Here is a 23566-nt window from a genome sequence, read left to right on the forward strand (position 1 = left end):
TATAATTAATATTAAATAAAATGAGGCATTATCATAAATATAGTTTATTGTTTATATCATATTATACATATCATTATTTAGTTAATCTTCAATAACTGTCCTTATTCGTCATATCGTAAAAATTCCTCTGGAATTTTGAGGTCCCCCCGGGATTCAATAATCTCTGATTATTGCATATCGTAAAAATCGCTTTGCGATTTTGAGAATTATTAAATAAAATCCTTTTAGGATTTTATACAAAATCGAAGATTTTGTAAATAAAATCTCTTAGAGATTTTGTAAACGAATTTCTTCATATATTGATAATATAGTAGAGATTTTAGCTTTTAGGACGGTTTAATGAAAACGACCGAAGATTGACTATAAATAAAAGGTGAAAAATTGATACCAGATTCATTAAAGAAAGAAATATTAATTATGGGTTGCGGAAATCTTATATTTGCCGATGATGGCTTTGGATATGAAGTAATAAATAAGTTGGAGAGCATGGAGCTCCCTGAAAATATTGGATTAGTAGATGCTGGAACTAGTGGCTCAGCTTATTTGATGTCTATGTTGGACGAGGAAAGTAGTGTAAAAAAGGTAATACTTGTAGATATTATTGATTTTGAATTGCCTGCTGGAACATTGAAAAAGTTCGGAGTTGAGGAGCTCCCAAATATTCCAAAATATAATTTTGATGCCCATGATATGCCACTTGCTCCATTTTTAGTAGAGGCCCAGAAAAATGGAATAGAGGTAGTAATTATCGGATGTCAATTGAAATATGTATCCAACCCAGATATTGTAGTGGGATTAACCGAGGAAGTTAAAAATAGCTTAGACGATGCCGTAAAAATGGTTTTGGAAGAAATTTAGTATTTTTTACCGAATAGTTTCGTTTCTTTTTTCTTTTTTTATTCATTCCGTTATTCTTTTACTAATATTATTATTTTTTTATCTTATTGTATATTTCACATCATATTTTTTTATTATAATAAATTAAAATAATATATACTACTATTACTAATATTATATTGCGCCATGTGCCGATTAAATTATAAAATATAACCATGAATAATAAACATATTTAAGGTGATATAATGTATGAATGGAAGTTAAATGATATTGTAGATAATGGATTATGTGCCAAATGTGGAACATGTGTTGTTGTATGTCCTAACAATATATTAGAATTCGAGGAAGTTCCAAAACTAACCGAAGAATGTTTAAGAAAAGGATATGGAATGTGCCATGATGTATGCCCGAGAGTTTCATCAGGTAAATACCAAATAAGCATTAGGGAAAACTTTAAAGAAGAACATTACTATGGAAAAGGAGATATAGAAGGGCAAGACGGTGGAGTAGTTTCAACATTTTTAAAACATTTATTGGAAAACAAAAAAATAGATGGTGCAATTGTAGTTGGAGACGAGTGCTGGAAACCTGTTTCATTAATTGTTCAAAATCCCGAAGATATAGAAAAATCAGCGAAATCAAAATATGCTGTATCAACACTTGAAGCCCTAAGGGAAGCCGGAGAAATGGGTATTGAAAAGGTAGCCGTTGTTGGATTACCATGTCAAATAGCAGGCCTTAGAAAACTTCAATATTTCCCATATTTAGCAAAATATGATGGGGAGCTCGGCAAAAATGGAAAATTAGCAAAATTACCAAAAATAGAATATCTTATTGGATTGTTATGCACAGAGAAGTTTGAATATGATAAATTAAAAGAAGCCCTTGCAAAGAACGATATAAAAATTGAAGATGTAAAGAAATTTGACATCAAAAAAGGTAAATTAATTATAATTACAGAAGATGAAGAGTATAAAATACCTTTAAAAGATATTGAAATGAATGCCGGCTGTAAAATGTGTAGGGACTTTGATGCTGAAATGGCCGATGTATCAGTTGGATGTGTTGGAAGTCCAGACGGCTACTCAACAGTGACCATCAGAACAGAGAAAGGGGAAGAAATTAAAAATGCAGTGGAGTTAAACGAAGGTGTAGAATTAGCCCCTATTGAAAAATTAAAAGAATTAAAACTTAACAGATTCAAAAAAGAACTCGAAAGAAGAAAAGAAAATAATGAAAAAATATCATTCTATTGGCTTGCTGATTATGCGGGAGTAGGTAAAAGAGCAGATAACGACTACTTTATAAGAGTAAGAGCAAAACCTGCTGGATGGTATTCGTTGGATGAAGTTAAAGAGATAGTAAAAATAACTGAAAAATATGACGGCAAAATAAAGATGACAAATAGAGGAGGCTTCGAAATCCACCATATAACTCCATTTTATGCAGAAGACATGGCCCTGGAACTTGCTGAAAAAGACCTAATTACAGGTTCGGAAGGACCACTTGTAAGGGCAACTCTTGCATGTCCGGGGGAAGGAAACTGTGGAAGTGGATTAATAAATACCACAGAATTATGTTCAATTATCGAAGATAATTTCATAGAACATCCTGCACCATATAAATTCAAAATTGCAATAAGTGGATGTCCAAATAAATGTGTAAGACCTCAAATCCACGAAATAGGTATTGCAGGCGTTAAATTCCCAATAACTAATGAAGAAAATTGTAATGGATGCGGAAGATGTGCCGATATTTGTAAAGTCGAAGCAATAGACATTAGGGGAGATACATCATATACAAACTACAATATATGTATAGGTTGTGGAAAATGTATAAAAGGCTGTCCAAATGAAGGTAGAGATATGAAAGAAGAAGGATTTATGGTATTCGTTGGCGGAAAATCAGGTAGGGAAGTAATTGAAGGAATAAGCATGAAATTAATGAGTATAGAGGAAATAGTAAATTTAATTGATAAAGTATTAATTGTATACCATAAATATGCCCAAAAACCGCAAAGAGAAAGATTGGGGGCAGTTATGGCAAGGGTTGGAAAAGGAAAATTCTTAGAAGAAGTTAAAGAATTGATGGAGAAAGAATAATCATTTCAACTTTGCTTTTTCTTACTCTACTATCTTCTTTACCTTAATTAATTATTATTTTAACTATTATTTTAACTATTTATTATTTTTTTATTTTATAGGGGGATTTTATGGACTATAATGTTGTTTTTCATATTGAAGAGGATATATTAGAAAGGCTCAATATTGCCCTCAACATGAGCTCCAATCTATTAAGGAATATAAAAACCGCTAAAATTGCAATGGTTTCAACCCACAATGCTCCAAAGCTATTTTTAAAAAAAAACTTAACTGGGGATGTATGTGAAAGGATAAAATTTTTGGCATCTAAAAATGCAAAATTTTTTGTGTGCCGTAATGCCTTGGAGGGCTTAGGTATCCATGAATCAGAACTTATTGCTGAATGCGAGGTAATTCCTGCGGGAATAGTTAAGCTCATAGAACTTCAAAATAACGGTTTTGCATATATTAAACCTTAATACATGATGGCATATCATAATCCACATTAAATTAAACTTTTGAATATATTAATTTCTTTTTTAACATAACAATACTTATAATACTTATTTTTGAAAAAAATGTAAGAAATTATCCTGGTGATATGATGAATATTAAGGAGCTCGGTAAGATGATGGAAGAACTATTGGGATTAAACTATCCAGCAGTTGCCGTAAAACTTGCAAAATCCCCTGGTGATATACCAGAAGGATACAGTGAGATAAAAGATAAGATAAGACATTGTGAAATGGTTCAAAAAGTAAGAAAAGAAGGCATAAAATTCTATGCCACAAATGAAAATCATTTATGTAAAGGGGGAGCTCATAATATTGGGGTCAATCAAAGTCCCAATATAGAAGACTTGGAAATAAAATTGCATGTGAAACTGGGAAATTTTAAGACCTATGAAAGTTCAAAGAAAACCATGGAATTAGTTCCGAAAATTAGAGAACAAATGTATGCAAGTGTTTATGCACCGCTAAGTGATGCAGATTTTAAACCTGATTCAATAGTTGTGGTTACCACTCCAAAGATTGGACTTAGGCTATCTCAGGCATTATTATACAGCAAGGGTGGGAGAATCCATGCAAGCTTTGCAGGAACTCAGTCTTTATGTGGCGATGCAGTTGCAGCAGTTAAACTCAGTGGGACAGCAAATGCAACATTGGCATGCAATGGCTCAAGAAAATATGCAAAAATCGAAGATAATGAGATGGTGGTTGCATTTCCTCCATCGGAATTAGAAAATATAATTGACGCATTGAAACATTTTAGAGAAGTATGGGGATAAATACATAAATTAAATATGCTTTGATACAGCTATTTTTATATTTTTTATAATTTTTTCGTAAATTTAATGGAATCTTTTGCAAGTATTTGCTACTGCCATATTTTGATTAAACATTTACAGCAAATATGCAATTTAAAAATAGTTTTTTCTTATTATGTTTTTTCCCAAATGTTGTAAAACCATATGTCTATTTAATAACTTTACAATATAAAATAGGAGCTCATCAAGAAATATATGTTTTTACTATTTATGTGAGCTCTAATATAATATAAATTATGATAAACAGAAATTGAAAATAAAATTCACCATATCCACTATGGAATATGGTGATATATGCTCCCTACACACTATGGAATAAGGATTAAAAAGATAAGAAAAATAATAATGAGTATTGCAACATAATATTATATATTGCAATTATAAAAACCTATGCGATCTAATAATTTATAAAATTAGCTTCTTAATTCAATTTCAATTTGAACAGCTTCTGGAATTCTTATTTTCATGATGTGTTTCATGGTTCTTTCGTCTGCTTCTATATCAATTACTCTTTTATGAACTCTCATTGTCCATCTATCGAATGAAGAAGAACCTTCTCCATCTGTTGATTTTCTTGTTGTAACTTTTAATGTTTTTGTTGGCAATGGGATAGGTCCAGCCATATCTACTCCTGTTTTTTCCGCTATTGTTTTTATGTTGTTGCATACTCCGTCTAATTCTTGATAGGAGGTACTACTTAATTTAATTCTTGCTTTTTGCATAATATTGCCTCTATTTATTTTATAGTATTTAATATAAAAAACTGATTTACGCCCTAAAAAATTAAAACCCTAAAAAAGGTTAAAAAAATATAGATATTATTAATAATTATTTGAATCAATTATTAAATTATTTGTTTTTAGCTTTTACATCAATACACATACCAGCTGCTACTGTCATTCCCATATCTCTAATAGCGAATCTACCGAGTTGTGGAATTTCTTTAACATTTTCAATAACCATTGGTTTTGTTGGCATGATTTTAACGATTGCTGCATCTCCTGCTTTTAAGAAGTCTGGGTTTTCTTCTTTAACTTCTCCTGTAGCTGGGTTCAATTTCTTTTGGAGCTCCATGAATGTACATGCTACCTGTGCTGTGTGAGCGTGGAATACTGGTGTGTATCCTACGGTCATAACTGATGGGTGCTGTAATACAACGATTTGAGCTGTGAATTCTTCTGCTACTGTTGGGATGTTGTCTGGGTGTCCTAAAACATCTCCTTTTTTAATGTCTTTTTTACCTACTCCTCTTACATTGAATCCAACATTGTCCCCAGGTTCTGCTTTTGGTAATTGTTCGTGGTGAGCTTCAATTGTTTTGATTTCTCCACTTACTCCAGCTGGTTCAAATACAACTTTGTCCCCTGGTTTCATAACTCCTGTTTCAACTCTTCCTACTGGAACTGTTCCTACTCCTGTAATTGTATATACATCTTGAATAGGCATTCTTAATGGTAAGTTTGTTGGTTTTTCAGGTGGGTTGAATGTATCGATTACTTCAACTAGCGTTGGACCTTTGTACCATGGCATTTTATCAGATTTTTTAACATTGTTGTCTCCAACGAATGATGCTACTGGAACAAAGTGTATGTTAGCTGGGTTGTATCCTAACATTTTTAATAATTGGTTTGAAAGCATATCTACCATAGCTTTGTATTCTTCTTCACTGTAATCTACGGTATCCATTTTGTTAATTGCAACAGCTAACTGGTTTACACCTAATGTTCTGATTAAGAAGATGTGCTCTCTTGTTTGGGGTTGAAGACCTGTTTTAGCATCATTTACATCACATACCAATACAGCTGCATCAGCTTGTGAAGCTCCTGTAATCATGTTTTTAATGAAGTCTCTGTGCCCTGGGCAGTCCACAATTGTTACATCGTATTTTTTACTCTCGAATTTCTTGTGAGCAATATCGATTGTAACTCCTCTTTCTCTTTCTTCTTTTAATCCATCCATAACATATGCAAATTCGAATCCTGCTTTACCTTTTTCAGAAGCTTCTCTTTTTAATCTTTCTATTATTTGCGGGTCAATTGTTCCACTGTCCAATAATAATCTTCCTACTGTTGTGGATTTACCAGCATCTACGTGTCCGATAAATGCAACATTTAGTACGGGTTTTTCTTTTGCCATTTTATCACCAAGTTTTATTTAAAATATATATTTTTAACATATATAATATTTTATAATATCAACAACTATAAATTGTAATATCCATTATGCCAAAGGAGTATATATATTTTATGGTATAATGGATACCCAATATAGTTATTATTATCTTATTTTTTTATTTTATTAATTTATAGTATGTTTTAATATATAGTATGTTCGGAGCTCCGAGAATTAAAACAAAGAATTAAATAATGAATAATATTTAATCTGTTTTTAATCCTTTTCTTGTCCTAATTTCTTTTACAATTTGTGGCTGTAATTCAGTAGGAACTTTTTCAAATCCTCCGAATTCAATACTCCACAAACATCTACCTTGGGTAGCTCCCCTAATAGCACCAGCGAATCCAAACATTTCAGAAACAGGAGCTTTTGATTTGATTGTGGTCATATCTCCTTCCTGTTCCATGTCCAATATTTGTCCTCTTCTGTTGCTGAGCTCCTTCATAGCATCTCCCATGTAGTCTTGTGGTGTGCTGATATATACATTTTGAATAGGCTCTAATAATCCAACATTAGCCTGAGCAATAGCATCTCTTACACCAGTTCTTACAGCAGGTATCAATTGAGCAGGCCCTCTGTGAATTGCATCTTCGTGGAATACTGCATCCATTAATTTAACCTTTACGCCTTGACATTTTTCAGCAGCTAATGGACCATTCTTTACAGCCTCTTTAAATCCTTCAATGATTAACTCCCTAGCTTCGTCCAATTGAACAATACCTCTGGTCATGTTAAGAAGAACATTTCCTTCGTATATTGTCATTACTCTTTTAGCTTCTTCTCTGTTCATTCCTATTTCAACCAATTTGGTTTCTACTTCTTTTGGAGTTTTCTTTTTAAAGTCTTCGTCTTTAATAAGTCCTTCCACATGAGCATTATATACACATTCGTCCAATGGTTCAGCTACGAAGTATAATCTGTTGTGTTTGTTTGGAGATTTACCTTCTACCTCTGGCGATACACCATTTACAGCTTCCCTATATACAACAATAGGCTCACCAACATCTACTTCAACACCTGCATCTCTTCCAATTTTGGTATTGGTAATAACTTCAATGTGCAATTCTCCCATACCACTGATTAAGTGTTCTCCTGTTTCTTCGTTAATTTCCACTCTTACTGTGTTGTCTTCTTTTGCTATTTGTCTTAACACATCAATTAATTTCGGAAGATCTTTTGTGTTTTTAGCTTCTATTGCCACAGTAATAACTGGCTCACTCACATGGGTAATGGATTCAAATGAAGGGTCAAGTATTGTGTTAGGACTACATACTGTTTCTCCCGCACTTGCTTCTTTTAATCCTGTTAAAGCACAAATATTTCCAGCTGAAACGCTTGGAACTTGCACTCTTTCAGCACCCATAAATACAGCAACTTGCTGTGCTCTTGCCTTAGCCTTTATACTCACTAATCTTAATTCATCCCCTTGTTTAATCCTACCACTGAATAACCTACAAGCAGATATTGCACCAGCGTGCTTATCCATGATAATTTTAGTAACTACTCCTGCCATTGGTCCATTAGGATCACAGTTAACCATAGCTTTACCAATTTCTGACTCTAAATCTCCTTTCCAAATGTTTGGAATTCTGTATTTTTGAGCTTCAACTGGGTTTGGTAAATGTGTAACAACCATGTCCAAAAGAACGGCATGAAGTGGAGCTTTTTCAGCAAGTTCTTTTTGATTTTCTGCTTCACAATAGTCGATAATGTCTTTAAAGGTAATTTTTGTTTTTTGCATGTATGGAACTGATATAGCCCAGTTGTGGTATGCTGAACCAAATGCTACACTTCCATCCATAACATTTACAACCCATTTTCCTTTAAATTCCTCAGGAGACATTTTTTCAATTAATTTATTTACATCAGCAATGATTTTCATAAATCTATTTTGGAGCTCCTCAGGAGTTAATTTTAATTCATTTAATAACCTATCTACTTTGTTAATAAATAAAATAGGTTTAACTTTTTCTTTTAATGCCTGTCTCAATACTGTTTCTGTTTGAGGCATAATACCTTCAACAGCACAAACTACAACAACAGCACCATCAATTGCCCTCATTGCTCTTGTAACATCCCCTCCAAAATCAACATGTCCAGGAGTATCGATTAAATTAATTAAATGAGGTTTTCCTTGACATTCATGCACCATTGAAACATTTGCCGCATAAATTGTAATTCCTCTTTCTGCTTCTTCTTCATCAAAATCTAATGCAAGCTGGTCTCCTGCAAGGTCTTTTGATATCATTCCAGCTCCTGCTAAAAGGTTATCTGATAAAGTTGTTTTCCCATGGTCAATGTGGGCACAAATTCCAATATTTCTAATTTGGTCGTGGGTCTCCATCAAGCTCACAACCTGTTCAACCATTTTTGCTCTTCTTCCCATTGGTTTCTCCTCTAATATGATTATTAATAATGGATATATGTTATGTATATATAATATTCTATTTCCACAATATGATATATAATAAAATAAAGTTCATAAAATATGTATTATTATGTAAAATATGAGTAATAATAGACAATAATGTATTTGAATACTATTATTACAATCATATATATATTTTACTAAGATTATCTTGCAGACTGTGCAACTCTTTCTTTTTCTTCTTTTTTCCTTACAGCGAAACTTCTTTGCATATCTGCTTTTGAAGCAAACATAATTTCGTCAGCTAAACACTGTGCAGCTGATTTTTTATTTTTGTGAGCTGAATTTAATGTTCCTATTGCGATGTTTCTTAAAGCTGTATCCAATCTTCTTGATGGCGATACATCCACAGATTGAAGGAATGCAATTCCCCCGTAGGAGATTCTTGTGGTTTCTTCTCTTGGTCCGCCATTTTCTAATGCTTCAACCAATACTTTAACAGGGTTTTCGTTTGTTCTTTTTTCAATTATTTCAAAAGCTTCTTCAACGATACTTAATGTTACTTGTTTTTGACCGGTGTTTTGTTCTGCCCTCATTAAATTATTTACTAATCTTTCTACAATGTTCATTTTTGCTTTTTCGAACATTCTACCTGAGTTTCTTCCTGATGTATGAGGTACAAAAATTGGTTCAAGGTTAATGTAATGTCTTAAACTTGGGTCTTTAACAACAATTTCTGTGGTGTCCCATTTATTAAACAATTTTATTTCCAATGTCTCACCTAATTTTAATTTTAAATAATTTTTCTTTTATGATATTTGTGGGTATATTGAGTTAATTATCTTCTTACTTTTTCTTGTCTTCCTCTAACAAGCTCTCTCATTGAGTTTTTACCTACCATAACAACTCTAAATCTAACTCCTGGGATATCCCCTTTAGCTTGCCCACTTGGACCACCAATTCCTTCAATAACTACCTCATCGTGTTCGTCTATGAAGTTAATAGCATGGTTTCCTGGTGCAAATGCTGTAACAACTCTACCATTTTTAATTAATTGAACTTTAACACATTTTCTAATAGCTGAGTTTGGCTGTTTTGCTTCCAATCCTACTTTCTCAACTACAATTCCTCTTCCCATAGGAGCTCCTCCCAATGGGTCGGATTTTTCTTTTAATTTCAATGCTTTATTTACATATTTATAATGGTGCCATCTGCTTTCTTTTCTTTTTAATACAATTTTTCTTCCAGCAAACTCTCCCTTTGGGGACTTACTTCCTGACACGGTAATCACCTAATATTATTACTTTTTATTCTTTTATTATTAATATAATATTTTAATTATTCAGTTTTTTCAATGATTTCCTTAGGTTCATTGGATTGTTTTTCAGCTGGTTTGTCTGTTGATTGTTTTTCAGCTGGTTTGTCTGTTTTTGGTTTATTGGAGTTGAATTTTTTAGGAGGTCTTGAATCTGAAATTACTTTAATATTTGTTGCATCGGTTAATCTTTTAATTATATCAACAGTTCTATTAATGTTCTTTCCTCTATCTCCCACAATTGATTTCCTTAATTTAGGATGCACTCTAACATATACAACCAAATCATCATTGTATTTTTTAACCCATACATCATCTAATTTTAATGGAGCCAATAAATTCCTTACAAATTGTTTTAAATCTGTGGAATACTCAACAACATCTATTCTTTTTCCGAACTTTTCAGTGGCATTCCTAACATTTTCTCCACCTTTTCCAATTGCAGCCCCTATGTCTCCCTCCTTAACAATGAATATAATTCTTTCATCATCGGAGATGCAATCCATTACCTCGGCATTAGTTATTTTTTCAAATAGTGCCATCTTCATAATGCCGTCCTTATCAAATTTAACCTTCATAGCATCACCATATATAAAATATAAATTTTTTTAATTATTCTTCATCGTCTTCTTCGTCTTCTTCGTTTATTATGTTCAAAATTGTTGAGTTTCCTGGATCCATAACAATAAGTGCAGAAACAGGGAATGGCTTACCACATATTGCCCCTAATTCTAATGATATTGACTCATGTGTATAAACCGGTATATCTGATAATTTAGCATAATAATTAATATCTTCGTTAACATCTTTTATGCAGTTTTCTGCTACTATTATAAGTTTTCCTTCGCCATGTTTTATGTTTTTTAGGACTTTTTTTGTCCCCAATACTACGCTACCGGTATCTACTGCTACCCTTATAGACCTATTTATATCCATTGTTATACCTCTTTCTCATTTATTTCTCCAGAGGGTTTCCCGTGTTTATGGAATGAAATAATATAAAATTATTATAAAATTATAAATATCTTCATTCCTTAGAGAATTCCCAAACTGTGTTTTTAATATTTTATGTTTATAACTCAATTACATAGTTAAAAGGTATTTTTATACTTTATGTATATTATTATATTTAAATTTAAAAATAATTATTAATTATTATAAAACAAAGTTTGAATATTGATATTATAATAAATATTTTAGCTTTTAATCATAACATATTTATGAAAAAGACCAATAATTTACTATAATAAAATAAATTAATAAAAAATATAGTAGTAGATTAATGACAATAATAAATTAATAACAAATATAAAAATTATATATTTCATTAATTATTAATTTTCCTCTTTTTCAACCGTTATCATCAAATCTTTTCCTTCTTCATAATCTCTATCTATATATACATCCACACAGCCAGTTCCCATGGATATAGGTTTTCCAACAATGATATTTTCCACAACTCCGCTTAATTTATCGGAATGTCCTTTTTCAGCCGCAGAATATAAATGTTTTACAGTTTCTTCAAATGCAGCTCTTGCAAGAACTGAGGCTTTTTCACCACTTAATCCATGCCTACCTATTGATTTAACAGATCCGTCAGCAGTCATGATATCTGCTATCACCATTAAATGCCTTATATCAACATTAAGACCTTGCTGGTTTAAAACACCACTTATTTCATTTATAATGGCATTTCTAGCTGCTTCTATGCCCAATACATCTTGAATCTCCACGATATTATTTGAAGTAGTTCTTACCATATCTACTCCATCAATCTCAAATACGGCACTTAAATTTGAACCTTCACTGTGTAGAATATATTCTCCCATTGTATCATCTTTTTTAACGATAACCCGAGGTATATTTGGAACTCCCTTTAAATGAATGGATTTAACTTTTGGAATTCTTTTTCTAAGTGCTTTTAATGATGGTGTTTTTATTATTAATCGAAGAATATTGCCTTCCTGTTCTATTTTTAATTTCATCTTCTTTTTAATAGCTTCCATCACATCATCAGCAGTTATATTTCGTTGCTTCATTGATTCTGGATTTAATACTACATTTATAGCTAGTTTAACCATGTCTATATGTATATCTTGTGCGATATTCTGAACAGTTATGCTTTCAATGTTTTTTGCTACTTCTTCTGCCTTACTTTTATCAAATGCATAGTCTTCTGTTAAATATACCGTCATCGTAGGAGTAGATGGCTCTTTTCTAGCATCTACAATCTCAATCATCCTTGGAAGACCCAGCGTAACATTTAACTCCGCAACACCCGCATAGTGAAATGTTCGCATTGTCATCTGTGTCCCGGGCTCCCCGAGGGATTGGGCTGCCACAACTCCAACTGATTCATTAGGTTCAACAAGTGTTCTTTCATATGATTTAACAGTTTCAGAAATTATATCTCGTATTATATTTTCATCTTCTATTTTTTCACTTATTATTTTATTTATTAATTCTTTTTTTAACAATAATGGCAATATTGTATTTTCTAATTTCTGTTCCAGCATGGTTTTTTCCATTTATTCCACCATTTTAAGGGTATATCTTAAATGTTTAAATTTAAAAAAATAATATTAAATAATATAGATGAAATAATTAAATATGCATATATGTATATGGTGTGTTTGGGAGCTCCACACAACAATTATATGTAAATCCCATATTTTATTTATTCATTCTATTTTATTCATATTTTGACTTAACTTTTGTAAATATTTTGTCTAAATCCACAGATTTTCCATGGTCGGCCTTTGCAGGGTCTACTCCATCATCCCCGTAGGTAAATTGAACAATCATCCCTTTTGAATCTCTTACAGATGTATCATATTCTACTTTTAGGTCTTGAAGAGCATTTACCAATCTTCTTTGCATGTATCCAGATTGTGCCGTCCTAACAGCCTGGTCCACTAATCCTTCTCTTCCCCCCATGGCGTGGAAGAAGTATTCTGTGGGCGTCATACCTGTTTTATAGCAACTCCTAACGAAACCGTGGGATTCTGCGGATAAACTTCCTTTTTCGAAGTGAGGTAGCGTTCTATCTCTGTATCCCCTAAATATTCTTCCTCCCCTAACTGCCTGCTGACCAACACAACCGGCCATCATTGTAATATTCAACAATGAACCTCTTGCACCGGTCCTTGCCATTACTGCTGCATGGTTTGTTTTACTTAAATTTCGTTCAGCAACCTTACCTGCATCATCCCTAGCCTTACCCAATACCTGCATAATATATGCTTCCCTTGATTCTTCTGGGCTTCTTCCAGGCAGTAATTCAAGTGTTCCGTTTTCATATTCTTTAATTATTTCTTCAACTTCTTTTTCTGCTTTATCCAAAGTCGCCTTTATTTCCTCAACAGACTCTTCTGAAATATCTTCATCGTCAATACCAGTTGTAAAACCTTTTATCATCATGGATTTTATGGACATTTTTGTTGAAGTATCAAGGAATATTCTTGCTTGTTCTGAACCAAATTCTTTAACTAGGGTATTTAATATAATTCCTGCCTCAGAACCATATCCATTTTTATCAATAACTCCTTTCAGGAGCTCCCCATTTATTATTACCACATAGGAATCATGAGGGCAGTCTTCTTTTTCACAAATTTCACATTTTTTACAAGTTTTTGCCCTATATTTTAGAGTTAATTCCTTAGGAAGTGTTTTAGAAAATAGTGTTCTTCCGCTGTATAATTCTACTCCATCTTCAATTTTATCAGGAGCTCCCAAATCCATTTCAAGATTGGCACTTCTTAACAATATTGAAGCTTCATCTTTTGTAAAGTAGGAACTTGTTAACACATATGCCCCGGATATGAAATCGTGAATTGCCCCAATAATTGGACCACCATATCTGGGAGAAACAATATGATTTTCTACAAGCATTATTGCCTCAGCCTCTGCTCTAGCCTCTTCTGATTGAGGAACATGTATGTTCATTTCATCTCCATCGAAGTCAGCATTGTAAGGCGGACATACACAAAGATTGTGTCTAAATGTCCTATACGGCAAAACTTTTACCCGGTGTGCCATAATTGACATTCTGTGTAATGAAGGTTGCCTGTTATATAATACAATATCTCCATCAATTAAATGTCTCTCGACAATCATTCCTTCTTCCACTTTTTCCGACCAAAGTTCTTTAACTTTATCAGTTATTTTTATTTTATATTCTTCTTCCTTTCCATCTCTTGTCTTTACTTTTTTGATAAGATAGTTAACACCAGGGTGATTATCTGCACCATTTGCTATGAGCTCCCTTATTTTATCAATATTGTATTTTGTGACCTTCTCAGGAATGGTTAATTCTTTTGCTATTTGCTTTGGAATACCTACTTCATTTATACTTAATCTTGGGTCGGGCGAAATAACGGTCCTTGCTGAGAAATTTACCCTTTTACCTGCAAGATTATGCCTAAATCTACCTTCTTTACCTTTTAACCTTTGAGCAATAGTTCTGAGCGGTCTTCCACTTCTATGTCGTGCGGGAGGTGTTCCAGGTGCTTCATTATCAAAGTAGGTATTTATGTGGTATTGTAATAAATCCCAAAGGTCTTCAATAATTAAGTTAGGAGCTCCTCCCTCAATATTTTCGTCTAACCTCTGGTTAATTCTGATAATATCAACTAATTTATGGGTTAAATCGTCCTCACTTCGTTCCCCACTTTCAAGCGTAATAGAAGGCCTAACTGTAACTGGTGGCACAGGTAGGCTTGTTAAAATCATCCATTCAGGTCTTGCTACTTCTGGATTAACACCTATTAACATACAATCTTCATCAGGTATTTTTTCTAGAATTTCTCTAACTTCTGAAGACATCAGTTGTTTTTGGGTTTTTCCTTCTATCTGCAAATAAGCCGTTGGTTTAGAATATTTTATATCATATTTAGTTTCGCCACAGTACGGGCAGATATCTTTTCCGGCCCCTTCTTTTAACACATCGTCAGCCAATTGCCATTTATCTCCGCCTTCTTCTTCTAAAGTTTCCATTTTTTTAAGGTATTCCATTCTTCTGGTTTCACTTAAAGCCACCTTTCCACAGTGCGGACATACAGCCTTTAGTATTTTGTATATGTCTTTTGCATACCCGATATGGACAGCAGGTTTTGATAACTCAATATGTCCAAAATGACCAGGGCATGTTCCTACCCTTCCCCCGCAGGTTTTACATACAAGACCCGGATCTATTACTCCCAATCTAGTATCCATTAAACCTCCATCTATGGGGTATCCATCATCATCATAAGTATCAGCAGTTACAATTTTCGCTACTGAAATTTTTCGGATATATTCTGGAGATAATAAACCAAATACTATTCCCCCGATTTCTTTTGGAATGTCATATCTATCCATTAAATCACCTTATATTATGGCATAATTATTAAATGTCCTAAATATCTCTAATATACTGATATAGTATGTTCAGAAACTCCTTTGGTTTAGCAATTTTAATTGCTTAACTTTACACCATAATGGATTATTATTTAATAATTTCGTTGTTGTTTATATGATATATGAAGTCTTTTTAGACATTCGAGAACAGACTTGAACATACTATGATTAAAGATTAATAATAATTAAAAAATACACGAAATATAGTTAATCTTCAATAACTGTCCTTTATCCGTCCAAATCATTGAATAAAATCTCTTCGAGATTTTATACAAAAGCATAGCTTTTGTAAACAAAATCCTTTTAGGATTTTGTACAAAATCGAAGATTTTGTAAATAAATTTCTTCATTATTGATAAATATGGAGAGATTTTAGCTTTTAATCTAGAACAGTTTGGTGAAAAATACCGAAGATTGACCATACATAATAAATATTAAGAATATAATTAAAAATATAATTATACTCTATCTTTTAATTCAAGCTTTGGATTTATTCCCATACTTCTAAGCTCATCCAATAATAACTTAAAGGCATAAGGCAACCTTACAGAAGGTATTTTTCTATTATTTTGAACATCCTCTGTTTCGCCACATGCTTGACATCTTTTCATTCCTCTTTTGTGGTCATATATGGCAACTTCACCACAGTTGGAACAAATATGGCATTCATAAGGGTCGGATTCATCAAATAATCGTTCCTTCAATAATAATGCCGTTCCATGCCCGATAAGAACATCCCTTTCCATTTCTCCAAATCTTAAACCTCCTTCTCTTGCCCTACCTTCTGTTGGCTGTCTTGTTAATACCTGTATTGGACCCCTACTTCTTGCATGCATTTTTCCTGCCACAAGATGATGTAATTTCTGGTAGTATGCTATTCCAACAAATATTTCGCATTCAAGTTTTTTTCCAGTTTTTCCATCAAACATTACTTCTTTACCATTGTGTTTGTATCCGCACTTTTCCATGGAGCTCCTTAATTCCCATTCTGGGTCTCCACTAAATATAGTTCCATCTATTCTTTTACAGTTCATAGAACCGACTTTTCCCCCAATCATTTCCAATACCTGACCAATAGTCATCCTTGATGGAATTGCATGGGGATTAATTATTAAATCTGGAACTACTCCATTTTCAGTAAATGGCATGTCTTCTTGGGGAACTATAAGACCTAAAACCCCTTTCTGACCGTGCCTTGAAGCAAATTTATCTCCCAATTCTGGTATTCTTAAATCTCTTACTCTAATTTTTGCCAATCTATTTCCTTCTTTGGTTTCAGACAATATTACGGCATCTACAATGCCCCCTTCTCCATGTCTAATGGTAATAGAGGTATCTCTTCTTTGAGATTTAGACCTTAAAGATATATCTTGCTCCTCCAAAAATCTTGGTGGGGAGGTTTTTCCAATTATTACATCTCCAGATTTTACCTCTGATTCTACCTCTACAATACCATCGTCCCCTAAATTTCTATATGCCTCTTCTGCCCTGTATCCTCTAACCCCTTGCTCAGGGATTTCAAACCTATCTACCTGTCCCCCAGGATGTCTTTTTTCAAAACCTTCATAGCTTCTGAAAAAGCTACTTCTCGCAAGTCCTCTTTCGATTGATGCCTTATTTATGATAAAAGCATCCTCCATGTTGTATCCTTCATAACTCATTACAGCTACAACAAAATTTTGACCTGCTGGTCTTCTGTCAAATCCAAGTATTTCTTGGTGTTTAGTTCTAACAATAGGAACCTGAGGATAATGTAATAAATGTGCCTTTGTATCCATTCTTAATTTCATATTTGCCAATGGCATTCCAAGGGATTGCTTACCCATGGCCGCCGCCATTGTAATCCTTGGAGCAGAGTTATGCTCAGGATATGGGGCAACACCTGCACCTATTCCAAGTATTGATAATGGGTCAATTTCAAGATGAGTGTGATTTTTAGTTAAATCTTTTTCATAGTTTGCAATATATGCATTCTCCTCTTCCTCGGCATCTAAATATTCAATAACCCCCATTTTAACCAATCCTGAAAAATTAAGTTCGCCCTGCTCTACTTTTTTAATGAGTTCTTCGTTTAATTTAGACACTCCATTTTCTACAACAATTAATGGCCTAACGGCCCTACCTGCATCCGTTGAAATGTGTATATCGGAGCTCTCTTCATTGTAAGATATTGAAGTAAAAGGAGATATTTGGCCATTTCGCCTATTATCCCTTAAATATTTTATAAGTTCATCGGGAGACTCCACTGAACCGATTAATTTTCCATTAACATATAAATTTGCATATTTTTCCAAGGTTTTCACCTTTTTAACCTAATAAATTTTATTGAATATGACAATTAATATAATAGTAATAATTATCATTAAATATAATTAAAAATTTAAATATATATTATTTAAAATATAGATTAATAACTATCCTTAGCCGATTTTACATATCCTGATTCTTTTAATAAATCAATTATTTTATCATCTTGTTCCTGTGTAGTGATTTCACACATTACTGCTATGTTTTTAACCAAACCACAGTTTGGACCCTCAGGAGTTTCTGATGGACAAATTTTTCCCCACTGTGTAGCATGTAAATCCCTTGCTTCAAAGTGTGGCTGTGACCTAGATAAAGGAGATACCAATCTTCTAAGTTGCGAAACTGTTGCCAAATAACTTGTTCTATCAAGTAATTGACTAACTCCAGTTCTACCGCCAACCCAGTTTCCTGTTGCCATAGCATGTCTTATTCTTTCAGTTAAAACATCACTTCTAACTGCGGCTTGAATTGATGGAGATTTATTTCTTATTGCCTGTCTCTCTAATTGGTATTTCATATCTTTGTTCAATTGGTTAAATGAATACCTAAAAAGGTCTTCCATAAGGTCCCCTGCTAATTTTAATCTTTTATTTGCATAGTGGTCCTTATCATCTTCAACCCTCAATCCCAAATATAATTCTATGGCATTTTTGGCCATTCTACCTAAATAAATACATTTTTCAAACAAATTTTCCTTTTTAACGCCCATATGTGGCAATAAATAGTTACAAAGTATAGTTTCAGCTCTTTTAAGCCTATATTCTTTTGGCTGACCTGGGGCCACTCTTTTTCCGATATATTCCAGAGCATCTTCTCGGGTTATTACTTGATGTTCCTCTCTTGTTTCTAGTATGTTTGCTATCAACTGCATACTAACAGCAGGGTCTTCCGAAATTATTTTAAATACTGCACTATCATTTTCAGCACCTAATGCTTTTAACAATATCACAAGTGGAATATTTCCAGACATTCCTGGGAAGGACACATTTAATCTTCCATCGTCGTGTTTTTCCACAGCACATAATGCCCTAAATCCATGTCTTGTTGAAAATACTTTTGCAATATAAACTGGTTTTCCTGTTTTTTCTACTTTCTCACACAATATTCTATTTGGAATTAAATCCTCCTGTGCTACAACTGCCTTTTCTGAACCATTAACAATAAAATAGCCCATAGGGTCTCTTGCGTCTTCCCCCATTTTTACCAATTCATCTTCGGACTTACCATTTAAATGACATATAATGGAACCAAGCATGACAGGGAGCTCCCCAATATAGGCCTCAACAGTTTCTCCCTCTTCTACTTCATATTTATTACCTTCTTCATCTTCACCTCCGCCCATTATAGGAGTAATTTCCAAATATAAGGGGGCCGAGTAGGATAAATTTCTAATTCTTGCCTCAACTGGATAAATTTCCTTAACAGAGCCGTCTGCTTCTTTATTTATCGGTTTTCCTACTCTAACTTTTCCAAATTTTACTTTGAATCCTCCTTTTACTTCTGCCTCAATAGGAGCTGCTTCGTCGATAACTTTTTGGATGCTATTTTCCACAAATTTATTATATGAGTTAATATGGTGTTCAACCAAACTATTTTCTTTAAAAAATTCGTCAACAATTATACGGGATTCCATGATTTTCCCCCTTATTTAAAATTATTATAAATATAAATATAAATATGCTTATTAGTATGCTAAATATATAGAACGATAATTAATAATTCAATACAAGAAATAATATAAATATATTAATATATATTGAGAATTAAAATTCTATTGAACAAAAACTATTCTAGTTTTTGTAGCTCTCCACTTCGCTTCGATAATTCTAAAAAAATACTCACTTTTTCCTTCGAAAATGGAAAAATACTTAAATTGTCTTTTTGACTACTAACCTATAATATGTAGCATGTCCCGAGGTTGGGCTATCTCTTGATATTTTAACTACATCGCCAGGTTTTGCCCCAATTTCTTCAATAACGGGGTCAATATCAAATATTTTTGGTAGCTGTTGTATCTTTATATCGTATTTCGCTAATAACTTTTGAACTTCTTCCTTTGAAATAACTTCATGCTTAGGAACCATTTGATTTAATGCTATCTTCACAGTATGCCACCTTAAAGATATATTGTATAATTGAATTGATTAAAATAGAATATAAATAAATGAAATAATAAATAACATAGTAAATATACCATATATATATAAAAATGTTATGCATCATGTAAAATAATTACTACTACTATATATTTTTTTCGATTGTAATGGGGAAATAAATAAATAGGATAAATAATATACAACCAAATATTAGCATATCTATTAATATTATTATTGTATCCTTATCAACATTACATACAAGATATATTATTAATTAAATTGGATTATCTTTTTGTTGTCCTAGTGTTAGTGGAGAGTTATTAAAAGTTGTTCGGAACTCTTTGTAGTGGCATATCCCATAATTTGGGAGATTATGCGCCAGATCATTATATGGTTATTATGGACCATCGGGTAAAAACCTTGATTTTCACCATATTTGAAATTTGACTTTCCGAACACACCATATAGGATACATATACAATATACAATACAATTTATGCGAGAGAGGAAATTATGAAAACCATAGCAGAAATTAATGAAAAAATAAAGAATAATGATGCAGTAGTTGTCAATGCAGAGGAAATGATTAAAATCGTAGAAGACATTGGTTCAAAAAATGCATCAAAAGAGGTAGATATAGTTACAACCGGAACTTTTGGTGCAATGTGTTCTAGTGGAATATTTTTAAACTTTGGACATTCTGACCCACCAATAAAAATGATAAAAACATACTTAAACGGAGTGGAGGCATATTCGGGAGTTGCAGCAGTAGATGCATATTTAGGAGCAACCCAGCCCAATTCTGATGATGATATTGATATAAACTATGGTGGGGCCCATGTAATTGAGGACTTAGTAGCTAAAAAAGAAATAACATTAAAAGCTGAAGGTTATACTACCGATTGCTATCCGAGAAAAAAAGTATCCACCACCATAACAATCGATGATTTGAATCAGGCAATAATGATTAATCCAAGAAACTGTTATCAATCATATGTGGCCGCAACAAACAGTCTGGATGAAAAATTATATACCTACATGGGAACATTACTTCCAGAATTAGGTAATATAAACTATTCTGGAGCTGGACAACTTAATCCACTACAAAATGACTATAACAATACCACCAAATCATACAATACAATCGGCATCGGAACAAAAATATTTTTGGGTGGTGCAGAGGGTTATATCATTGGAGAAGGAACCCAGCACAGCCCAGATACTAAATTTGGAACTATAATGATAAAGGGAGACCTTAAAGAAATGGATAAAAAATACATAAGGGCATCTACAATTCCAAAATATGGCCCATCATTATTTGTAGGAATGGGTGTTCCAATACCTGTATTAAATGAAGAGGTTGCAAAATCTTGTGCCATTAGAGATGAGGATATTGAAATACCAATTTTAGATTATGGAGTTCAAAGAAGAGACCGACCTGTAATAGGTAAAACAAATTACAAGGAATTACGAACTGGTGAAATAACCACCAAATTAAATATCGATGGAGAAATAATTGAAGAAACCATAAAAACAGCATCAGTTTCAAGCTATAAAAAATCAAGGGAAATCGCCGAAGAACTAAAAAAATGGATATTAAAAGGAGATTTCTTATTAACGGAACGGGTAAATCCATTAAGTTATGCCGCCCCTAAACCTATGAAAGCCCAGGCCAAACTTGTTGGAGATATTATAAGCAAACCACCAATTTTAGCAAATCAAAATATATCAATTAATGAAGCTTCAAAAATATTAATTGAAAATGGCATTAATCATCTCCCAATAGTGGATGAAAATAAAAATTTAGTGGGAATAATAACTTCATGGGACATAGCCCGAGCAGTTGCCCAAAATAAAAACTCTATATTGGAGATAATGACTGCCACCGTAATTAGTTCCACAGTTGATGAGCCCATTGATGTATTGGCAAGAAAAATGAGCATATACAATATTTCAGGAGCTCCAATATTGGACAAAAATAAAAAAGTAGTTGGAATGATTACTGCGGAAGACCTTTCAAAATTAGTAGGAATTAGAGCTAAATTATAGTTAATCTTCAATAACTGTCCCTTATCATTTCCAATTTAATGGATTTCTTTGGGTTTAGTAGTTTATTGGGACAGTTTAGTTTAACTACAAAATGATTTAGTGAAATTGTCCGAAGATTAACTATTTAAAATCTTTTGTAGATTTTACAGTCGCATAGCTGTTATGAAAGAAAATTTAGAGATTTAAGAGGTTAAAATATGAAAAAAAGAATATACTACTGGGTGGAAGAGAAATACACCAACCAACCCATCATTTCAGAAGTAATATTGGAAACAAAAGTAATGATGAATATATTAACCGCAAGAATAGAACCAAATGAAAGTTTTTTAATGCTTGAATTAAATGGAAACAGCGAAGACATTAAAGCAGCCATTCAAAGATTATTGAATTATGGAGAAATAGAAGATGTATCCAAATCCATAAAACAAAATGAAGATAAATGTATTGACTGTGGTGCCTGTGTTGTTCATTGTCCAGTTAAAGCCATAAGTGTAGAAGAATATAAAATAATATTTGATTATGACGAATGTATTGGATGTAAAAACTGTGTAAAAGTATGCCCCACTAATGCGGTTGAAGTATTGGACGAATAATAAATTAATAAATTAATTTTTTTATATTTTAAACATTTATTTTTTTTAGATGTTATTTTTTTATTTATATTATTTATATTATGATGATGGCTGATATTATGAAATGTAGTTTATGCAAAACCAACCCAAAAATATATTACCAAAGACATTCAGGATTAAATTTCTGTAAAGAATGCTTTATAAAATATATTTTAAAAAGAGCAAGAAAAACAATAGGTCGAAAAAACATAACTAAGGATATGACTATTATCGTTGGATTAAGCGGTGGAAAAGATAGTTTAGTTATGGCCCATGTTTTGAAGGAGCTCTATAAACCAATACCAAACACAAGAATAATAGGTGTTATGGTTGATGAAGGAATTGAAGGATATCGAAAAGAAGGAATAACTCATGCAATAGAATTTTGTGAAGAATATAATATGGAATATAAAATAGCAACATTCAAAGAAACCGTAGGCTATAATTTAGATGAAATTGTAAAGATAGCAAAAGAAAAAAATGTAAACCTAAATCCATGCACATTTTGCGGAGTAATTAGGCGAAAAATATTAAATAAGGTATCTTTAAATGAAAATGCCGATTATCTTGCAATTGGGCATAATTTAGATGATATAGCACAAGCCGTAATGATGAATTACATTAAGGGGGACATCAATAAATTAGCAATATTAGGAAAAGATGCAGGGAGCTCCCTATTTGTAAAAAGAATGAAACCATTACAAGACATTCCAGAGCATGAAGTATTGCTATTTGCAGATTTAATTGGTTTGAATTATCACAAAGACCCATGTCCATATTCCTCTATATCATATCGGGCGGAAGTATCTGATATAGTTGAAAATCTTGAAAAAAAACACCCTGGAACATCATATTCAATTGTTTCAGGATTTAAAAAACTCATTGAACATATTCCAGTTGAAAAAAATATGAGTATTTGTAAATATTGTGGTGAAGCTGGGAGCTCCGAAATATGTAAATCATGTGCCCTTTTGGAAAATTTAGGAATAAGAGTTTAATTTAA

At 32.6% G+C, this 23566-nt stretch carries 19 protein-coding genes; 7 read left to right on the forward strand and 12 right to left on the reverse strand.

Annotated elements, in window-relative coordinates; translation table 11 throughout:
- Window positions 1–381: 381 nt before the first annotated feature.
- The 4 genes from frhD (at window position 382) to MAEO_RS03905 (ending at window position 4206) form a co-directional block, all read left to right on the forward strand.
- Window positions 382–858 carry a coenzyme F420-reducing hydrogenase, FrhD protein gene (gene frhD, locus MAEO_RS03890; RefSeq protein ID WP_011973492.1) on the forward strand — a complete coding sequence of 159 codons (477 nt, stop codon included), beginning with the start codon at window positions 382–384 and terminating at the stop codon, window positions 856–858.
- 224 nt (window positions 859–1082) lie between these two features.
- Window positions 1083–2939 carry a Coenzyme F420 hydrogenase/dehydrogenase, beta subunit C-terminal domain gene (locus MAEO_RS03895; RefSeq protein ID WP_011973493.1) on the forward strand — a complete coding sequence of 619 codons (1857 nt, stop codon included), beginning with the start codon at window positions 1083–1085 and terminating at the stop codon, window positions 2937–2939.
- A gap of 110 nt (window positions 2940–3049) precedes the next feature.
- A complete protein-coding gene (locus tag MAEO_RS03900; protein ID WP_011973494.1) occupies window positions 3050–3397 on the forward strand; it encodes a DsrE family protein in 348 nt (115 codons plus the stop codon).
- A 125-nt stretch (window positions 3398–3522) separates the two neighbouring features.
- A complete protein-coding gene (locus MAEO_RS03905; protein ID WP_011973495.1) occupies window positions 3523–4206 on the forward strand; it encodes a DUF169 domain-containing protein in 684 nt (227 codons plus the stop codon).
- Window positions 4207–4658: 452 nt separating this feature from the next.
- Here the strand turns inward: MAEO_RS03905 and rpsJ are convergent, their stop codons facing one another.
- The 12 genes from rpsJ to MAEO_RS03965 all read right to left on the reverse strand — a co-directional run bounded on the left by rpsJ (window position 4659) and on the right by MAEO_RS03965 (window position 19912).
- On the reverse strand, window positions 4659–4967 hold the full coding sequence (gene rpsJ, locus MAEO_RS03910; protein ID WP_011973496.1) for a 30S ribosomal protein S10: 309 nt from the start codon (window positions 4965–4967) through the stop codon (window positions 4659–4661).
- Between the two features lie 127 nt (window positions 4968–5094).
- Window positions 5095–6381, reverse strand: a complete 1287-nt coding sequence (gene tuf, locus MAEO_RS03915) for a translation elongation factor EF-1 subunit alpha (protein ID WP_011973497.1) — start codon at window positions 6379–6381, stop codon at window positions 5095–5097.
- A gap of 241 nt (window positions 6382–6622) precedes the next feature.
- Window positions 6623–8806, reverse strand: coding sequence for an elongation factor EF-2 (locus MAEO_RS03920; protein ID WP_011973498.1), 2184 nt, complete (start codon window positions 8804–8806; stop codon window positions 6623–6625).
- Between the two features lie 188 nt (window positions 8807–8994).
- Window positions 8995–9561, reverse strand: a complete 567-nt coding sequence (locus MAEO_RS03925; RefSeq protein ID WP_011973499.1) for a 30S ribosomal protein S7 — start codon at window positions 9559–9561, stop codon at window positions 8995–8997.
- A gap of 65 nt (window positions 9562–9626) precedes the next feature.
- Window positions 9627–10070 carry a 30S ribosomal protein S12 gene (locus tag MAEO_RS03930; RefSeq protein WP_011973500.1) on the reverse strand — a complete coding sequence of 148 codons (444 nt, stop codon included), beginning with the start codon at window positions 10068–10070 and terminating at the stop codon, window positions 9627–9629.
- A gap of 56 nt (window positions 10071–10126) precedes the next feature.
- On the reverse strand, window positions 10127–10681 hold the full coding sequence (locus tag MAEO_RS03935) for a NusA-like transcription termination signal-binding factor (RefSeq protein ID WP_011973501.1): 555 nt from the start codon (window positions 10679–10681) through the stop codon (window positions 10127–10129).
- A 34-nt stretch (window positions 10682–10715) separates the two neighbouring features.
- The gene (locus tag MAEO_RS03940) at window positions 10716–11039 is read right to left on the reverse strand and encodes a 50S ribosomal protein L30e (RefSeq protein WP_011973502.1); all 324 of its coding nucleotides are present in this window, start codon (window positions 11037–11039) and stop codon (window positions 10716–10718) included.
- Window positions 11040–11437: 398 nt separating this feature from the next.
- A complete protein-coding gene (gene rpoA2 / locus MAEO_RS03945) occupies window positions 11438–12631 on the reverse strand; it encodes a DNA-directed RNA polymerase subunit A'' (RefSeq protein WP_011973503.1) in 1194 nt (397 codons plus the stop codon).
- Between the two features lie 163 nt (window positions 12632–12794).
- The gene (locus MAEO_RS03950; protein WP_011973504.1) at window positions 12795–15461 is read right to left on the reverse strand and encodes a DNA-directed RNA polymerase subunit A'; all 2667 of its coding nucleotides are present in this window, start codon (window positions 15459–15461) and stop codon (window positions 12795–12797) included.
- A 497-nt stretch (window positions 15462–15958) separates the two neighbouring features.
- A complete protein-coding gene (gene rpoB / locus MAEO_RS03955) occupies window positions 15959–17794 on the reverse strand; it encodes a DNA-directed RNA polymerase subunit B (RefSeq protein ID WP_011973505.1) in 1836 nt (611 codons plus the stop codon).
- A 113-nt stretch (window positions 17795–17907) separates the two neighbouring features.
- Complete coding sequence (locus MAEO_RS03960) at window positions 17908–19440, reverse strand: DNA-directed RNA polymerase subunit B'' (protein WP_011973506.1); 1533 nt, start codon at window positions 19438–19440, stop codon at window positions 17908–17910.
- Window positions 19441–19675: 235 nt separating this feature from the next.
- Window positions 19676–19912, reverse strand: a complete 237-nt coding sequence (locus MAEO_RS03965; RefSeq protein ID WP_011973507.1) for a DNA-directed RNA polymerase subunit H — start codon at window positions 19910–19912, stop codon at window positions 19676–19678.
- A 504-nt stretch (window positions 19913–20416) separates the two neighbouring features.
- Between MAEO_RS03965 and MAEO_RS03970 the strand changes: the two genes are divergently transcribed.
- From MAEO_RS03970 to MAEO_RS03980, 3 genes are all read left to right on the forward strand, one after another.
- Window positions 20417–21952 carry a homocysteine biosynthesis protein gene (locus MAEO_RS03970; RefSeq protein WP_011973508.1) on the forward strand — a complete coding sequence of 512 codons (1536 nt, stop codon included), beginning with the start codon at window positions 20417–20419 and terminating at the stop codon, window positions 21950–21952.
- Window positions 21953–22149: 197 nt separating this feature from the next.
- Entirely contained in the window at window positions 22150–22545 is a 396-nt protein-coding gene (locus tag MAEO_RS03975) for a 4Fe-4S binding protein (RefSeq protein ID WP_011973509.1), read from the forward strand.
- A 98-nt stretch (window positions 22546–22643) separates the two neighbouring features.
- The gene (locus tag MAEO_RS03980) at window positions 22644–23561 is read left to right on the forward strand and encodes a TIGR00269 family protein (protein WP_048062376.1); all 918 of its coding nucleotides are present in this window, start codon (window positions 22644–22646) and stop codon (window positions 23559–23561) included.
- Window positions 23562–23566: the final 5 nt, after the last annotated feature.

The organism is Methanococcus aeolicus Nankai-3, from assembly GCF_000017185.1.
In the GTDB taxonomy this organism is placed as follows: domain Archaea; phylum AGJL01; class Methanococci; order Methanococcales; family Methanococcaceae; genus Methanofervidicoccus; species Methanofervidicoccus aeolicus.

Coding starts and splice junctions, on each gene's coding strand:
- MAEO_RS03895 (WP_011973493.1), top strand. CDS start 1,083: ATGTATGAATGGAAGTTAAATGATATTGTAGATAATGGATTATGTGCC.
- MAEO_RS03900 (WP_011973494.1), top strand. CDS start 3,050: ATGGACTATAATGTTGTTTTTCATATTGAAGAGGATATATTAGAAAGG.
- MAEO_RS03905 (WP_011973495.1), top strand. CDS start 3,523: ATGAATATTAAGGAGCTCGGTAAGATGATGGAAGAACTATTGGGATTA.
- rpsJ (WP_011973496.1), bottom strand. CDS start 4,967: ATGCAAAAAGCAAGAATTAAATTAAGTAGTACCTCCTATCAAGAATTA.
- tuf (WP_011973497.1), bottom strand. CDS start 6,381: ATGGCAAAAGAAAAACCCGTACTAAATGTTGCATTTATCGGACACGTA.
- MAEO_RS03920 (WP_011973498.1), bottom strand. CDS start 8,806: ATGGGAAGAAGAGCAAAAATGGTTGAACAGGTTGTGAGCTTGATGGAG.
- MAEO_RS03935 (WP_011973501.1), bottom strand. CDS start 10,681: ATGAAGGTTAAATTTGATAAGGACGGCATTATGAAGATGGCACTATTT.
- MAEO_RS03940 (WP_011973502.1), bottom strand. CDS start 11,039: ATGGATATAAATAGGTCTATAAGGGTAGCAGTAGATACCGGTAGCGTA.
- rpoA2 (WP_011973503.1), bottom strand. CDS start 12,631: ATGGAAAAAACCATGCTGGAACAGAAATTAGAAAATACAATATTGCCA.
- MAEO_RS03950 (WP_011973504.1), bottom strand. CDS start 15,461: ATGGATAGATATGACATTCCAAAAGAAATCGGGGGAATAGTATTTGGT.
- MAEO_RS03960 (WP_011973506.1), bottom strand. CDS start 19,440: ATGGAATCCCGTATAATTGTTGACGAATTTTTTAAAGAAAATAGTTTG.
- MAEO_RS03970 (WP_011973508.1), top strand. CDS start 20,417: ATGAAAACCATAGCAGAAATTAATGAAAAAATAAAGAATAATGATGCA.
- MAEO_RS03975 (WP_011973509.1), top strand. CDS start 22,150: ATGAAAAAAAGAATATACTACTGGGTGGAAGAGAAATACACCAACCAA.
- MAEO_RS03980 (WP_048062376.1), top strand. CDS start 22,644: ATGAAATGTAGTTTATGCAAAACCAACCCAAAAATATATTACCAAAGA.